14 protein-coding genes are annotated in these 14,432 nt (G+C 70.0%); 11 read left to right on the top strand and 3 right to left on the bottom strand.

Features of this window, described 5'->3' with window-relative positions; genetic code table 11:
* Positions 1 to 95 precede the first annotated feature (95 nt).
* The 8 genes from ACFV2X_RS14065 (at position 96) to ACFV2X_RS14030 (ending at position 9,205) form a co-directional block, all read left to right on the top strand.
* The gene (locus ACFV2X_RS14065) at positions 96 to 872 is read left to right on the top strand and encodes an enhanced serine sensitivity protein SseB C-terminal domain-containing protein (protein WP_385616015.1); all 777 of its coding nucleotides are present in this window, start codon (positions 96 to 98) and stop codon (positions 870 to 872) included.
* A gap of 315 nt (positions 873 to 1,187) precedes the next feature.
* A complete protein-coding gene (locus ACFV2X_RS14060) occupies positions 1,188 to 2,192 on the top strand; it encodes an ABC transporter permease (RefSeq protein ID WP_385615679.1) in 1,005 nt (334 codons plus the stop codon).
* A gap of 134 nt (positions 2,193 to 2,326) precedes the next feature.
* Positions 2,327 to 4,093, top strand: coding sequence for an ABC transporter substrate-binding protein (locus tag ACFV2X_RS14055; protein WP_385615675.1), 1,767 nt, complete (start codon positions 2,327 to 2,329; stop codon positions 4,091 to 4,093).
* Positions 4,094 to 4,224: 131 nt separating this feature from the next.
* A complete protein-coding gene (locus ACFV2X_RS14050) occupies positions 4,225 to 5,223 on the top strand; it encodes an ABC transporter permease (RefSeq protein ID WP_385615672.1) in 999 nt (332 codons plus the stop codon).
* Entirely contained in the window at positions 5,220 to 6,392 is a 1,173-nt protein-coding gene (locus ACFV2X_RS14045) for an ABC transporter ATP-binding protein (RefSeq protein ID WP_385615669.1), read from the top strand. The genes ACFV2X_RS14050 and ACFV2X_RS14045 overlap by 4 nt, the downstream gene beginning before the upstream one ends.
* A 20-nt stretch (positions 6,393 to 6,412) precedes the next feature.
* The gene (locus tag ACFV2X_RS14040; RefSeq protein ID WP_385615666.1) at positions 6,413 to 7,486 is read left to right on the top strand and encodes an ABC transporter ATP-binding protein; all 1,074 of its coding nucleotides are present in this window, start codon (positions 6,413 to 6,415) and stop codon (positions 7,484 to 7,486) included.
* 78 nt (positions 7,487 to 7,564) lie between these two features.
* Positions 7,565 to 8,224, top strand: a complete 660-nt coding sequence (locus ACFV2X_RS14035) for a trimeric intracellular cation channel family protein (protein WP_385615663.1) — start codon at positions 7,565 to 7,567, stop codon at positions 8,222 to 8,224.
* A gap of 105 nt (positions 8,225 to 8,329) precedes the next feature.
* Positions 8,330 to 9,205, top strand: a complete 876-nt coding sequence (locus ACFV2X_RS14030) for an SRPBCC family protein (RefSeq protein ID WP_385615660.1) — start codon at positions 8,330 to 8,332, stop codon at positions 9,203 to 9,205.
* A gap of 97 nt (positions 9,206 to 9,302) precedes the next feature.
* Here the strand turns inward: ACFV2X_RS14030 and ACFV2X_RS14025 are convergent, their stop codons facing one another.
* A complete protein-coding gene (locus tag ACFV2X_RS14025; protein WP_385615657.1) occupies positions 9,303 to 10,157 on the bottom strand; it encodes an alpha/beta fold hydrolase in 855 nt (284 codons plus the stop codon).
* 46 nt (positions 10,158 to 10,203) lie between these two features.
* The gene (locus tag ACFV2X_RS14020) at positions 10,204 to 10,650 is read right to left on the bottom strand and encodes a carboxymuconolactone decarboxylase family protein (RefSeq protein WP_385615653.1); all 447 of its coding nucleotides are present in this window, start codon (positions 10,648 to 10,650) and stop codon (positions 10,204 to 10,206) included.
* Positions 10,651 to 10,794: 144 nt separating this feature from the next.
* Here ACFV2X_RS14020 and ACFV2X_RS14015 point away from each other — a divergent pair, with 144 nt between their 5' ends.
* A complete protein-coding gene (locus tag ACFV2X_RS14015) occupies positions 10,795 to 11,964 on the top strand; it encodes a cysteine desulfurase family protein (protein WP_385615650.1) in 1,170 nt (389 codons plus the stop codon).
* Between the two features lie 184 nt (positions 11,965 to 12,148).
* Positions 12,149 to 12,634, top strand: coding sequence for a hypothetical protein (locus ACFV2X_RS14010; protein WP_385615647.1), 486 nt, complete (start codon positions 12,149 to 12,151; stop codon positions 12,632 to 12,634).
* Positions 12,635 to 12,648: 14 nt separating this feature from the next.
* Here the strand turns inward: ACFV2X_RS14010 and ACFV2X_RS14005 are convergent, their stop codons facing one another.
* Positions 12,649 to 13,350 (bottom strand): N-acetylmuramoyl-L-alanine amidase, encoded by a 702-nt coding sequence (locus ACFV2X_RS14005; RefSeq protein WP_385615644.1) that lies wholly within the window; start codon positions 13,348 to 13,350, stop codon positions 12,649 to 12,651.
* Between the two features lie 155 nt (positions 13,351 to 13,505).
* Here ACFV2X_RS14005 and ACFV2X_RS14000 point away from each other — a divergent pair, with 155 nt between their 5' ends.
* A complete protein-coding gene (locus ACFV2X_RS14000; protein WP_385615642.1) occupies positions 13,506 to 14,408 on the top strand; it encodes a TIGR03619 family F420-dependent LLM class oxidoreductase in 903 nt (300 codons plus the stop codon).
* Positions 14,409 to 14,432 lie beyond the last annotated feature (24 nt).

Raw genomic sequence — 14,432 nt, 5'->3', positions numbered from 1 at the left:
TGTCGGGGCGCGGTCGCGCGCCCCTGACCAAGTGTGTGGACAGGTCGAGAGAGGGGCGGACCCAGGTGAGCGCGGGAGGCGGCCACGTCGAGCGGATGCTGCAGCAGGTCGCTCCCGGCCGGTACGACGCCTACGAGTCACTGCTGTACGCGCTCGCCGAAGGCCAGGTCTGGATGCTGCTGTGGCACGGCACCCCCGGCTCGTCCGACGCGCAGTACGGAAACATGGACGTCGCCGGGCTCGGCTACGCCCCCTGTGTGACCTCCGCCCAGGAGCTCGCCGCCAGCGGCTGGAACCGCGCCCATGAGGTTGTGGGCGGGCGCCAGATCGCGTCCTCCCTCTTCCCCGACCGCTACGGCCTGTGGCTCAACCCGCATGCCCCCGGCGGCGGCGTCGGCATCCCCTGGCTCGATCTGCGCCGAATCGCCCGCGGCCTGGATCTGTTGCCCGCGGGGCCGCTGCGGCTCAGCGAGCCCGCCATTGAAATCCCCCAGTTCTACGCCCTGCTGGGGCAGAACGCGCACCGCACGGCCGCGGTGCGGTCGCTGCGCCGCGCCTGGGTGCAGCCCGCGCTCGGCGCCCCGTATCTGGCGATCGGGCTCGACCTGTTCGACACCGGCGCCGCCGGGGTGGAGGCGGCGCGGGCGATGATGAGCCAGTCGATCGGCGCGGTGCCCGACGGGCTGCCGGTCTCCACGGTCGCGATGTCCGACGAGTACGACCCGGTGGCCCTGTGGATGCGGGCCAACGCCCGCCCGTTCTTCAACCGTGACGCCTTCGGCGCGGCCCAGCCCGGCCCGCCCGCCCCCTCGTACGGCTATCCGCCGCAGCCCGGCGGCCGGCAGTCCGGGCCCGCCCCGAGCACCTGGTAACACCCCTGTAGCACCCCCGTCATCGGTCCCGTTGACCGGACGGCGCGCACCGCTGAGCGGAGTCGCGGTCCGGATAACGGAACACTCCTCGCCACATCACGGTTAGGCATCCATTGCCCGGATGGGCTGGCGGGTGATCACGAGCGCGATGAAGACTCCCGCAACGGGAAGTGTCCGTACCTGCGGGTAGTGCATGCTTCCCCTTCACTAAACTTCCGCACCACGAGCACCACATTCACCTGCGTTTGTGAACCACGCCGCTACAGCGGCAGGTCGTGGGCCGGTCACCACCGGTCGAGAGGGGTCCCCACCACGATGACGGCACCAGTGCACGGCACGAGCACGGATGCGGAACCGGCCGCGCCCGTCGATGTCGCCGCGGATGTAGTCAAGGCCTCGGTCGAGGGCAGGTCGCTGCGCCAGATCGCCTGGATGCGCCTGAAGCGGGACAAGCTGGCGCTGGCCGGCGGGGCCGTGGTTCTCTTCCTGGTGCTGGTGGCCGTCTTCGCGCCGCTGATCGTGAGCCTGCTGGGGCACCCGCCCAACGAGTTCCACCAGGAGGAGATCGACCCGCTGTTCGGCACCCCGAAGGGTTCCTGGGGCGGTATCAGCTCCGACTTCCTCTTCGGCGTCGAACCGTCCAACGGCCGCGACGTGTTCAGCCGGGTCGTCTACGGCGCGCGGATCTCGCTGCTGGTGGCCTTCCTCGCGGCGGTCGTCGCCGTGGTGCTGGGGACTGTCTTCGGCGTCATCGCGGGGTATTTCGGCGGCTGGGTTGACACCGTTATCAGCCGGGTGATGGACATGCTGCTGGCCTTCCCGCAGCTGCTGTTCATCATCTCCCTGGTCTCGGTGCTGCCGAACGATCTGCTGGGGCTGTCCGGCAGCGGGGTGCGCATCGCGATCCTGGTCTCCGTGATCGGCTTCTTCGGCTGGCCGTACGTCGGCCGCATCGTGCGCGGCCAGACGCTGTCGCTGCGCGAGAAGGAGTACGTCGAGGCGGCGCGCAGCCTGGGCGCGGGCCGGCGCTACATCCTCTTCCGGGAGCTGCTGCCCAACCTGGTCGCGCCCATCACCGTCTACGCCACGCTGATGATCCCCACCAACATTCTCACCGAGGCGGCGCTCAGCTTCCTGGGCGCGGGCGTGAAGCCACCGACCGCGTCCTGGGGGCAGATGCTCTCCGACGCCGTCGGCACCTACAAGGACGACCCGATGTTCATGATCATTCCGGGTCTGGCGATCTTCGTCACCGTGCTGGCGTTCAACCTCTTCGGCGACGGCGTCCGAGACGCCCTCGACCCGAAGGGAACGCGTTGATGGCGTCCCGCGCGACCGCGGCCCAGCCGCACCGAAACGAATCTGCCCCTGCCGCACCGTCAGTCAGGCGGCGGTCACCCGATGGTTCCCCGGCGCCATGCCAAGGACCGATATCCCGGAGGTTGCACGAAACAATGAAACCCCTACGTTCCTCGAGAAGTAGGCGGATCGCCGGTGCGGCGGTCGTCGTCGGGGCCCTGATGGCCACCGCGGCCTGCGGCGGTGACAAGAACGACGACAAGGGTGAGGGCGCCGGGTTCAACGCCGCGACCAAGGGCATCGCCAACGCGTCGACCAAAACGGGCGGCACGCTCAAGTTCATCAACAAGCAGGACTTCGACTCGCTCGACCCGCAGCGGCAGTACTACGGCTTCGCCTGGGACTTCTCGCGCTTCTACGCGCGCCAACTGATCACCTACGCGCCCAAGCCGGGCAAGGCCAGCAACACGCTGGTCCCCGACCTGGCCACCTCCACGGCCAAGATCAGCGACGGCGGCAAGACGTACACCTACACCCTGCGTGACGGGATCACCTGGGAGGACGGCTCGCCGATCACCGCCCAGGACATCAAGTACGGCATCGAGCGCATCTGGGCGAAGGACCTCATCTCCGGTGGTCCGGCCTATCTGCGCCAGGTCCTGGACCCCGATGGCAAGTACAAGGGCCCGTACAAGGACAAGACCAAGGACAAGCTGGGCCTGAAGGCGATCGAGACGCCGGACGCGAAGACCATCATCTTCCGGCTGCCCAAGCCCAACGGTGACTTCGAGCAGATGCTGGCGATGCCCACCGGCTCGCCCGTGAAGGCGTCCAAGGACACCGGCGCCAAGTACACCAACCAGCCCTTCTCCTCCGGCCCGTACAAGGTCCAGTCGTACAAGCCGGGCAAGGGCGCGGTCCTGGTCCGCAACGACAAGTGGAAGAAGGAGTCCGACCCGATCCGCCCGGCCCTGCCGGACAAGGTGACGGTGACCCTCAACTCCAACCTCGACGCCGTCGACGAGCTGCTGATCAAGGGCGACTACGACGTCTTCCTCAGCGCCACCGGCATGGGCCAGGCCGGCCGCAGCGAGGCCCTCAAGCAGCACAAGGGCAACGTCGACAACATCGAGACGAGCTTCGTCCGGTACGTCGACTTCGCCACCAAGGTCAAGCCGTTCGACAACATCCACTGCCGCAAGGCGGTCTTCTACGGCGCCGACTACACGTCGCTGCAGACCATCCGCGGTGGCCCGCAGGCCGCCGGTGACATCGCCACCACCATGCTCCCCAAGAGCATCGCGGGCGCGGATGACTACGACCCGTACGGCATCCTGGCGCGCAAGGGCAAGCCGGACGCGGCCAAGGCCAAGGACGAGCTGAAGCAGTGCGGCAAGCCGGGCGGCTTCTCCGCCAACATCGTCGCCCGTAACGACCAGCCGAACGAGGTCAAGGCCGCCGAGGCGCTGCAGGAGTCGCTGGGCAAGGTCGGCATCAAGCTTCAGGTCGAGAACATCGACGGTGCCTCCTCGGCGAGCATCACCGGCTCCCCCTCGGTGATGAAGAAGCGCAACCTGGGTCTGTCCATGACCGGCTGGGGCCCCGACTTCCCGACCGGCCAGGGCTTCGAGCAGCCGCTGATCGACGGCCGCTTCATCCAGCAGACCGGTAACTACAACGTCTCCGAGACCAACGACCCGACGATCAACGGGCTCTTCGACAAGGCGCTCAAGGAGACCGACCCCGCCAAGGCCGGTGAGTCGTACAAGGAGATCAACCACAAGATCGTCGACCTGGCCGTGCAGATGCCCTTCCTCTACGAGAAGAACATCACCTGGCGCAGCTCCCGGCTGACGAACGCCTTCTCTTCGGCGGCCTACAACGGCCGTTACGACTACTCCCAGCTCGGCGTCGTCAAGTGATGGTTCGCCAAGCGACCGTCACACCCCACCATCGCCGAACCGTATAGGCCCGAAGGGCAGGTGATGGCCGCGGGTGGTGGTCCGGGAGTCCTCTGATCGGGGGCTCCCGGGCCGCCGCCGGGCCGCGCACAGTGCTTGCATATGTCATCCGGCGCTTGTTCGCCGTCATCATGATGCTGTTGGTCGTCACACTCACGACCTTCGCCATCTTCTTCATGATCCCGAAGTGGGCCGGTTCCGATCCCGCGCTCCTCTTCGTCGGCAAACAGTCCGACCCGGAGGCCATCGAGGGCATCAGACAGAAGCTGAGTCTCGACGATCCGCTGCTGGTGCAGTTCTGGCACTTCATCGAGGGTCTGTTCGTCGGTCGTGACTATGCCAACGGCAACGATGTCACCCACTGCCCCGCGCCGTGCTTCGGCTACTCCTTCCGCACCGAGCAGGCGGTGTGGCCGCAGCTGACCGACGCCATGCCGGTCACCCTCTCGCTCGCCGCGGGCGCCTGTGTGCTGTGGCTGGTCGGCGGCGTCACCGCCGGTGTCGTCTCCGCGCTGCGCCGGGGCACCCTGTGGGACCGCGCGGCGATGGGCGTCGCCCTCGCCGGTGTCTCGCTCCCCATCTACTTCACCGGTCTGCTCTCCCTGGCCATCTTCAGTTACCAACTGAACTGGGTCGACGTGGACTACCAGGGGATCACCGAGGATCCGGCCATGTGGTTCCAGAGCCTGATCCTCCCCTGGATCACCCTCGCGTTCCTCTACGCCGCGACCTACGCCCGGCTCACCCGGGCCACCATGCTGGAGATCATGGGCGAGGACTACATCCGCACGGCCCGCGCCAAGGGTCTGCGGGAGCGGGTCGTCATCGGACGGCACGCCATGCGCTCCACCTGGACGCCGATCCTCACCCTGCTCGGCCTGGACCTCGGCGCCCTGCTGGGCGGCGCGGTGCTGACCGAATCCACCTACAACCTGCCGGGCCTCGGCCGGCTCGCGGTGACCGCGATCAGCAACAAGGACCTGCCGGTCATCCTCGGCGTCACCTTGATCGCGGCCCTGTTCATCGTGGTGGCCAACCTCATCGTGGACCTCCTGTACGCCGTCGTCGACCCGCGAGTGAGGCTCGGATGACCGATATCGAAAAGTCCGGGACCGACAAGCCCGCCAAGCTCGACAAGCCCGAGGAGACCGGGAAGACCGGCGATCTGCCGACCACCGGCACCGCGCTCGGAGAGGTCGCCGCGGCCGGCTCCCCGGCCCCCACCACCTTCCTCGAGGTGCGCGACCTCAAGGTCCACTTCCCGACGGACGACGGCCTGGTCAAGTCGGTGGACGGGCTCAGCTTCCGGCTGGAGAAGGGCAAGACGCTCGGCATCGTCGGCGAGTCCGGCTCCGGCAAGTCCGTCACCTCGCTGGGCATCATGGGCCTGCACACCGCCGGGCAGTACGGCCGGCGCAAGGCGCAGATCTCCGGCGAGATCTGGCTGAACGGGCAGGAGCTGCTGAGCGCCGACCCGGACGAGGTGCGCAAGCTGCGCGGCCGTGAGATCGCGATGATCTTCCAGGATCCGCTGTCGGCGCTGCACCCCTACTACACCATCGGCCGCCAGATCTCCGAGGCGTACCGGGTCCACCACGACGTCACCAAGGACGTGGCCCGCAAGCGCGCCATCGAGATGCTGGACCGCGTCGGCATCCCGCAGCCGGACAAGCGGGTGGACAGCTATCCGCATGAGTTCTCCGGCGGTATGCGGCAGCGCGCGATGATCGCGATGTCGCTGGTCAACAACCCCGAGCTGCTGATCGCCGACGAGCCGACCACCGCCCTGGACGTCACCGTGCAGGCGCAGATCCTCGACCTCATCCGGGATCTGCAGAAGGAGTTCGGCTCCGCGGTCATCATCATCACCCACGACCTGGGCGTCGTCGCCGAGCTCGCCGACGACCTCCTGGTGATGTACGGCGGCCGCTGCGTCGAGCGCGGTCCGGCCGAGAAGGTCTTCTACGAGCCCCAGCACCCCTACACCTGGGGCCTGCTCGGCTCGATGCCGCGTATCGACCGCGACCAGACCGAGCGCCTCATCCCGGTCAAGGGCTCCCCGCCCAGCCTGATCAACGTGCCGTCCGGCTGTGCCTTCCACCCGCGCTGCCCGTACGCCGATGTGCCCAAGGACAACATCACGCGCACGGAGCGGCCGGAGCTGCGTGAGGCCGGGAGCGACGACCACTTCTCCGCGTGCCACATGACGCAGGAGGAGCGCACGCGGATCTGGACCGAAGAGATTGCGCCGAAGCTGTGACGGACACGAAGGATCCGAAGATGACGGTCCCGGAGCAGGCGACCACCACCCCCGAACCGCTGCTCAAGGTGTCCGGCCTGGTCAAGCACTTCCCCATCAAGAAGGGGCTGCTGCAGCGGCAGGCCGGCGCGGTGCAGGCGGTGGACGGCCTGGACTTCGACGTACGGCCAGGGGAGACCCTGGGCGTGGTGGGCGAATCGGGCTGCGGCAAGTCGACCATGGGAAGGCTGATCACCCGGCTGCTGGAACCCACCGGCGGGAAGATCGAGTTCGAGGGCAAGGACATCACACACCTCGGCACCGCCGGGATGCGGCCGATGCGCCGCGATGTGCAGATGATCTTCCAGGACCCGTACTCCTCGCTGAACCCCCGGCACACGATCGGCACCATCATCTCGGCGCCCTTCCGGCTCCAGGGAGTCAAACCCGAGGGCGGGGTCAAGGCGGAGGTGCAGCGGCTGCTGTCGGTGGTCGGCCTCAACCCCGAGCACTACAACCGCTATCCGCACGAGTTCTCCGGCGGCCAGCGCCAGCGCATCGGCATCGCCCGGGCGCTCGCGCTCAGGCCCAAGCTGGTGGTGGCGGATGAGCCGGTCTCGGCGCTGGACGTCTCGATCCAGGCCCAGGTGGTCAACCTGCTGGACGACCTCCAGGAGGAGCTCGGCCTCACGTATGTGATCATCGCGCACGACCTGTCGGTCATCCGGCATGTCTCGGACCGGATCGCGGTGATGTACCTCGGCAAGATCGTCGAGCTGGCGGACCGCAAGGACCTGTACGAGCGGCCGATGCATCCGTACACCAAGGCGCTGCTCTCGGCGGTGCCGGTGCCGGACCCCAGGCGGCGCGCCCAGCGTGAGCGGATCCTGCTCAAGGGCGATGTCCCCTCGCCGATCTCGCCGCCGTCCGGCTGCCGCTTCCACACCCGGTGCTGGAAGGCGACCGAGGTGTGCAAGCAGCAGGAGCCGCCGCTGATCGCGCTGGCGACCGGGCACCAGGTGGCCTGCCACCACCCGGAGAACGCTTCCGATCAGGTGCCGGAGGAGAAGGCCGGGCCGGAGGCGGCGGCGAAGGTGCAGAAGAAGGCGGAGTAGAGGGCTGGACGGGCCCGGGAAGAGAGCAGCCGAGGGAGCGGCCCGAGGGCGAGAACACCCGATGAGTAAAAATGTCGGGTGTTCATCGATCTGTTCAGCCCGTCCGTCCAGCACTCGCTCGACCTCGTCGGAATCTTCGTCTTCGCGATATCCGGCGCGCTGCTCGCCGTGCGCAAGAACTTCGACGTCGTCGGCATGGCCATGCTCGCCGAGGTCACCGCGCTGGGCGGCGGGGTGTTCCGCGACCTGGTCATCGGCGCCGTACCGCCGGCCGCCTTCACCGATCTCGGCTACTTCATCACCCCGCTCATCGCCACCGTCATCGTCTTCTTCCTGCACCCCGAGGTGGAGCGGATCATGGCGGCGGTGGGCGTCTTCGACGCCGCCGGCCTCGGGCTGTTCTGCGTCACCGGCACCATGAAGGCGTACGACCACGGGCTCGGCCTCACCTTCTGCGCCGTCCTCGGCATGACCACGGCGATCGGCGGCGGCGTGCTGCGCGACCTCCTCGCCCACGAGGTGCCCTCACTGCTGCGCTGGGACCGCGGCCTGTACGCGGTCCCGGCCATTGTGGGCGCCACGATCGCGGCGCTGCTCATCCACTACGACGCGCTGACCGGTGGCACCAGCGCCCTCGCGGCCACCGTGGCGTTCCTGGTCCGGCTGATGGCGATGCGGTTCGGATGGCGCGCACCGCGCGCATGGAACCGGCGCAGCACGGCGGCCGAGGAGGTCTGACCGGGGTCCCCTCGGTGCCGGCTCAGGGCGCGGGGAGCCGTGGTTGGATGGGGATGGCGAGGGGGCGGTCCGGCGGGGGAAGCGCACGTGGATGGGAGATGCGCGATGAAGGACACCCTGAACTCGACCGAGGGCGGTCGCTCCGCCCTGCGCCTGGAGCGGCGGATCGGCCATCCGCCGGAGGAGGTCTGGCGGGCCCTGACCGAGCCCGCCCTGATGGCCCACTGGTTCCCCGCCGAGGTCCGGCTGGAGTCGCGGGTCGGCGGACGGATCGACTTCGTCTTCCCCGGGCATGACGTACCGGATACCCACGGGGCCGTCACAGAGCTCGACCCGCCGCGCCTCTTCGCCTTCACCTGGGGCGACGATCTGCTCCGCTGGGAACTGCGCCCCGAGGCCGACGGCAGCGCGCTGACCCTCACCCACACCTTCCGCGACCGCTTCGGCGCGGCCAGCTTCGCCTCCGGCTGGCACACCTGCATCTCGGCGCTGGCCACCTTGCTGGACGGCGAGAAGACCGGGATCGCGGCGGACACGGCCGAGCTGCACGAGCGCTATGTCGAGGCGTTCGGACTGGCCGAGGGGGTCGTCGAGACCACCGAGGACGGCTGGCGGCTGCGGTTCGAGCGGCAGCTGGTCCGTCCGGCCGAGACCGTGTGGCAGGCGCTGACCGGACCGGCCGGCGCCGAGGAGCCCGTGGTGGGCGGCGCGGTGCCGATCGGGTTCCGTACGGACGCGGTCCCGCCCGGCCCGGTCGCGGACGTGACCGCGCCGCGCGAGCTCTCCTACGACTGGCTCCTCGGCGGCCGCCCGGTCGGCCGGGTCCGGTGGCAGCTGACCGTCGGCACGGGCCACGGCGCGCGCCTCATCCTCACCCAGACCGGCCCGGCCGAGGCCGCCGAGGAGCGGGCCGCGGCGCTCGCGGAGTGGCGTAAGCACCTCGCGCTGCTGGCCACGAAGCTGCTGCACATGCGGGGCTGAGCCCACCGGCGCGGCGCCGCGCCCACGATGGGGCGCCGCTCCCTGACGCGGCGCCGAGCCCGCGCGACGCGCTACGACCTCCGACGCCGCGACGCGCCTACTCGCCGAGAAAGCCCAGCAGCGCGGCCGTGAGCTCGGCCGGGGCGTCCTCCTGGACGAGATGGCCCGCGCCCTCGAACAGCCGCAGCCGCGCACCGGGGATCAGGGCGGCCAGCTCCCGCCCCCGCTCCGGCGGAATCCAGCTGTCCGCGGAACCCCAGCAGACCAGGACGGGCAGGTCGAGCTCGCCGTAGCGGCCCTGGATCTCGTCGGTGAAGCGCTGGTCGTTCTGCGTCATCTGCCGGTAGAGCGCGGCCTGCCCGTCCCCGTCGCACCACGGTTCGACGAGCCGGTCCAGGACCGTCGGGTGCAGCCCGGGACCGCTCGCCGAGGCGACGTACTCGCGCACCAGAGCCCGGTGCAGCCCGGGTGGCAGCCGCTCGAAGACCTCCGCGTGCTCACCGAGCAGCCGGTAGGTGGGGGAGCCCCAGGGGGCCAGGGCCACCGGGTCGACGAGGGTCAGCCGGCGGTAGTGCGCGCCGTGCAGCAGATGGGCGCGCAGGGCGACGCAGCCGCCGAAGTCATGGGCGACGACAGAGGGCGCCCGCTCGCCCCCGGCCAGCCCCCACAGGTCGAGCAGCTCGGTGAAGACCCGGGCCTGGGCGGCCAGGGAGACGTCCTGGCCCGTGCGCTTCTCCGAGGCGCCGTAGCCGGGCATGTCCCAGACGAAGACCCGGTGGCGGTCGGCGAGCGCGCGGGCGACGGACCGCCAGACGTACGAGGAGAAGGGCGTGCCGTGGAGGAGGACGACCGGCGGGCGGTCCGGGGCGCCGAGCGCGGCCCAGCGGACCTCACCGGAGGAGCCGCGGTGGGTACGGTCCAGCGTCCAGTCATCGTTGTCGCGGGCTGTCATGAGCAAAACGCTAGTTGCTCATGACAGCCCTGTCGAGGCCGTTGCGTCAGCTGTTCTGCGGGGCGTCGGTGCCGGCGTCGGTGCCGGGGACGGGCAGCAGCCCGCGTTCGCCGAAGACCTTCTTGGCGACGAAGGTGGCGTTGAGGGACTTGGGGATGCCGCAGTAGACGGCCGCGTGCAGCAGCGCCTCGGTGATCTCGGTCGGGGTGAGTCCCACGTTCAGCGCGGCGTTGATGTGCACTTCGAGCTGCGGCTCGCAGCCGCCGAGGGCGGTGAGTATGCCGAGGGTGACCAGCTGCCGGTCCCGGGGGGCCAGCTCAGGGCGGGCGTACATGTCGCCGAAGGCCCAGGCGGCGACCTGGTGGCCGAGCTCGGGGGAGATATCGGCCAGCGAGTCGACCACTCGCTCGCCCACCTCGCCGTCGATCCGGCTCAGCACCTTCATGCCGTACTCGAACCGCTCCTGCTTGATCGTGTCGTTCGCGTTGCTCATGTCCTGAACGCTAGGAGTTGGAGTGCACTCGAAGGCAAGCGGTCAAGCGGAGGGGCGGGCAGGGGGGCGGGCAGGGGCCAGGTGCGGCGCTCCTCCGTGCGCCCGGCACGCGCCCCCACTCCGGCTCGTAGAATCGAGCCCACCATGGTTTACCTCGACCACGCCGCCACCACCCCGATGCTTCCGGAGGCGGTGCAGGCGATGACCGCCCAGCTCGCCGTCACCGGCAACGCCTCCTCGCTGCACGCCGCCGGCCGCCGGGCGCGCCGTACCGTCGAGGAGTCCCGCGAATCGCTCGCGGCCTCGCTGGGCGCGCGCCCGAGTGAAGTCGTCTTCACCTCGGGCGGGACCGAGGCCGACAACCTCGCGGTGAAGGGACTCTACTGGTCCCGCAGGGACGCCGACCCCGCCCGCACCCGCGTGCTCGCCAGCCCCGTCGAGCACCACGCCGTCCTCGACGCCGTCGACTGGCTCGCCGAGCACGAGGGCGCGCGGGTCGAGTGGCTGCCCGTCGACGCGTACGGGCGGGTGCACCCCGACGCGCTGGGCGAGGCGATCGCCCGCGACCCCTCCGATGTCGCACTCGCGACCGTGATGTGGGCCAACAACGAGATCGGCACCATCATGCCGGTGCCCGAACTGGCCGCCGTGACGGCGGAGTTCGGTATTCCGCTGCATGCCGACGCGGTCCAGGCATTCGGCCAGCTCGACCTCGACTTCGCCGCCTCGGGCCTGGCCGCGATGACCGTCAGCGGCCACAAGATAGGCGGGCCGTACGGGATCGGCGCGCTGCTCCTCGGCCGCGAGTGGACCCCGGCGCCGCTGCTGCACGGCGGCGGCCAGGAGCGCCAGGTGCGCTCCGGCACGCTCGACACCCCGGCCATCGCGGCCTTCGCGGTCGCGGCCGCCCATGCCGCCGCCCACCGCGAGGAGTTCGCGCGCGAGATCGGGGCGCTGCGCGACGCGCTGATCGGCGCCGTCCGGGCCGCCGTCCCCGACGCGGTGCTGGGCGGCGACCCGGACCCGGCGGGCCGCCTCCCCGCCAACGCGCACTTCTCCTTCCCCGGCTGCGAGGGCGATTCGCTGCTCCTGCTGCTGGACGCGCGGGGCATCGAATGCTCGACCGGCTCGGCCTGCACCGCGGGCGTCGCCCAGCCCAGCCATGTCGTCCTGGCCACCGGCACGGACCCCGACCTGGCGCGCGGCACGCTGCGTTTCTCGCTCGGCCATACGTCCACGAAGGCGGATGTGGAGGCGGTGGCGGACGCGATCGGCCCGGTGGTGGAGCGGGCGCGCGGCGCGGGTCTGAGCTAGGGCGAAATCAGCGGCACGACCAAAGGCTCGACCAATGGCGGAATTCGCCCTGGCGAAAAACACGCCAAGGTGGTTCGGGATATCTTTCCGACCCACCTGAAAATCGTCCTCGGCGGCTAGTCTCTCCTCGGAATGCAACCCCTTCCGAGGAGGCTCAATGATGAGATTTTCGGTGAGACGGAGCATGGCCGCCGCCGCAATTGCGGCGACGGCTCTTATAGGAACGAGCGCGACGGCACAGGCCACACCGGCCAATTCGGAATACGAGCCCGTAACCGGCATTCAGAACTGCTGGGTGGGCGGACACACCTGGTTTGGCGTACAGGGCGGCGAGGTCGAGGTCGCGGCCTGCTACGACATCCAGAAGGACGACCAGGGGTACAAGGTCGCGTCGGTTATCCGGATACGGCGGGAGGAGGGAACTCCGGCCCCGGTGAACCTCACGACCCTCGTCACCGGCGGCGACGACCAAAACGCCACGTCGGCGACCGTGGACGTCTCCAAGGACTCCGTGTGGCACGAAGTGCGCAGCCCCTGGAATCGGGCTTCCGGCGTCTATAACGCGTACGGCAGCTACTTCGCTCCCGGGATGAAAGACGCGAACGGCTGGCCGGTGACGACGCCGCGCGAGCTCAATTTCATGCACAACGGGGACGTCTGGCTGCCGTAAAACAAAGCCCAAGCTCACCGGTCCGCCAGGGCCGCCCGCACCAGCCGCAGATAGCGGGCCCAGTCCCAGAGCGGCCCGGGGTCGGTGTGGTCGGTGCCCGGCACCTCGGAGTGGCTGACGATGTGCTCGCGGTCCGCCGGGAATCCGTACCGCCGGCAGATCCTGGCCGTCAGCCGCGCCGAGGCCCGGTACATCGGGTCCGTGAAGGAGCTCGCCCGGTCCACGAACCCCTCGTGTTCGATGCCGACGCTGCGCTCGTTGTACGGGCGGTTGCCCGCGTGGAAGGCGACGTCCAACTCGCGGACCGTCTGCGCGATACGCCCGTCGCCGCGCACCACATAGTGCGCCGCGGCGGCGTGGCCCGGGTCCCGGAACGCCTCCAGCGCGTCGTAGAAGCTCCCCTGGACGACATGGATCACCACTCGGTCGACGGTGTAGTCGTACGGCCGGTCCGCCCGCCGCCAGTTCAGCTGCGAGGCCGGGACCCACAGCGCCCCCGGGTAGTCGACCTCGCCCTCCTCGCGCGGCTGGTCCACCCCGGGCAGCCGCCACCACAGCCGCTCCAGCTCGTCCCGCGCCGCATAGCCGACCCCGCCAAGACCGGCGGCGACCCCGCCGATCAGCAGCGCCCGCCGCCCGAGGCGCCGCCGGCCGCTGGGCGGCTCTTGGCCGGCCTCCGCGCGGTCCGGGGCGGCGGCGTCCGTGGTCTCGTTCATGGAACTGTCAACGGGCGGCGAGGCGCGCCCGGTTCCACGGCGGTTGCCGGATCATGGCGCAAACCGAACGCTGAGGGACCGACCGCTCTACCCCTGGGTAGATGAAAGTTGGACCATCTAGTGGCTCGACAGTGACTCGACGAGGAGTGAACAACATGCGCATTGGGTTCTCGCTGCCCCAGTTCGGCGCTCTGGCGCACCGCCCGGAGGAGGTGGCGCGGTTCGCGCGGCAGGCCGAGGAACTTGGCGCGGCGAGCCTGTGGGTCGGCGACCGGCTGCTCGACCCGGTCGATCCGACCGTCGGATACGCGGGCGCCGATACGATCCCGCCGGAATTCCGCACCGCCCTGGACCCCTTCGCCACGCTGGCCACGGCCGCCGCCGTCACCGAGCGGGTCCAGCTGGGCAGCAACGTCATCAACGCCCCCTGGTACCCGCCGGCCGTGCTGGCCCGCTCGCTCACCACCATCGACGCGATGAGCCGGGGGCGGCTGCTGGTCGGGCTCGGCACCGGCTGGTCCCCGGAGGAGTACGAGGCCGTGAACATCCCGATGGCCGAGCGCGGCCGCCGCCTCGACGAAATCCTCGACGCCCTGACCGCCTGGTGGACCACCAACCCCGTCGAATACCGCGGCGAACACTGGACCGTGCCCGCCTCGTACATCGATCTCAAGCCGGCCACCCGTCCCCACCCGCCCGTCTACCTGGGAGGCTGGGCCCCCACCGCCCTGCGCCGGGTGGCCCGCCGCGCCGACGGCTGGCTGCCGATCGTCGTCCCGCCCGCACCGTTCGACGCCCAAGCCGCCGTCATCGGTCCCATGACCACCATCCGGGAGGCGGCCGAGCGCGAGGGCCGGGACCCCGCCGCGCTGGACGCGATCCTGCGGGTCAACCCTTCGTCCGAGGCCACGGTCCGGGACATTACGACGGTGCTGGCCCGGGCGGAGGCGGAGGCGGGCGTGGACCACGCCTTCGTGGACCTGATCTATCTGGCCAAGGACGTGGACCAGGCCCTGGACCTGGCACAGCGCATCCTGGAAGGCGCAAGCGTCCGCTGACCGCTCCACTACTCTCCGCTACCC

It is taken from the genome of Streptomyces sp. NPDC059679 (genome assembly GCF_042734105.1).
Classification (GTDB): domain Bacteria; phylum Actinomycetota; class Actinomycetes; order Streptomycetales; family Streptomycetaceae; genus Streptomyces.
Note: the sequence above shows the minus strand (reverse complement) of the source record. Positions and strands in the feature narration are given on the sequence as shown.

Bases quoted from the DNA above. Each gene is read 5' to 3' on its own strand.
- ACFV2X_RS14065 (WP_385616015.1), top strand. From the start codon at position 96: ATGCTGCAGCAGGTCGCTCCCGGCCGGTACGACGCCTACGAGTCACTG.
- ACFV2X_RS14060 (WP_385615679.1), top strand. From the start codon at position 1,188: ATGACGGCACCAGTGCACGGCACGAGCACGGATGCGGAACCGGCCGCG.
- ACFV2X_RS14055 (WP_385615675.1), top strand. From the start codon at position 2,327: ATGAAACCCCTACGTTCCTCGAGAAGTAGGCGGATCGCCGGTGCGGCG.
- ACFV2X_RS14045 (WP_385615669.1), top strand. From the start codon at position 5,220: ATGACCGATATCGAAAAGTCCGGGACCGACAAGCCCGCCAAGCTCGAC.
- ACFV2X_RS14040 (WP_385615666.1), top strand. From the start codon at position 6,413: ATGACGGTCCCGGAGCAGGCGACCACCACCCCCGAACCGCTGCTCAAG.
- ACFV2X_RS14030 (WP_385615660.1), top strand. From the start codon at position 8,330: ATGAAGGACACCCTGAACTCGACCGAGGGCGGTCGCTCCGCCCTGCGC.
- ACFV2X_RS14025 (WP_385615657.1), bottom strand. From the start codon at position 10,157: ATGACAGCCCGCGACAACGATGACTGGACGCTGGACCGTACCCACCGC.
- ACFV2X_RS14020 (WP_385615653.1), bottom strand. From the start codon at position 10,650: ATGAGCAACGCGAACGACACGATCAAGCAGGAGCGGTTCGAGTACGGC.
- ACFV2X_RS14015 (WP_385615650.1), top strand. From the start codon at position 10,795: ATGGTTTACCTCGACCACGCCGCCACCACCCCGATGCTTCCGGAGGCG.
- ACFV2X_RS14010 (WP_385615647.1), top strand. From the start codon at position 12,149: ATGGCCGCCGCCGCAATTGCGGCGACGGCTCTTATAGGAACGAGCGCG.
- ACFV2X_RS14005 (WP_385615644.1), bottom strand. From the start codon at position 13,350: ATGAACGAGACCACGGACGCCGCCGCCCCGGACCGCGCGGAGGCCGGC.
- ACFV2X_RS14000 (WP_385615642.1), top strand. From the start codon at position 13,506: ATGCGCATTGGGTTCTCGCTGCCCCAGTTCGGCGCTCTGGCGCACCGC.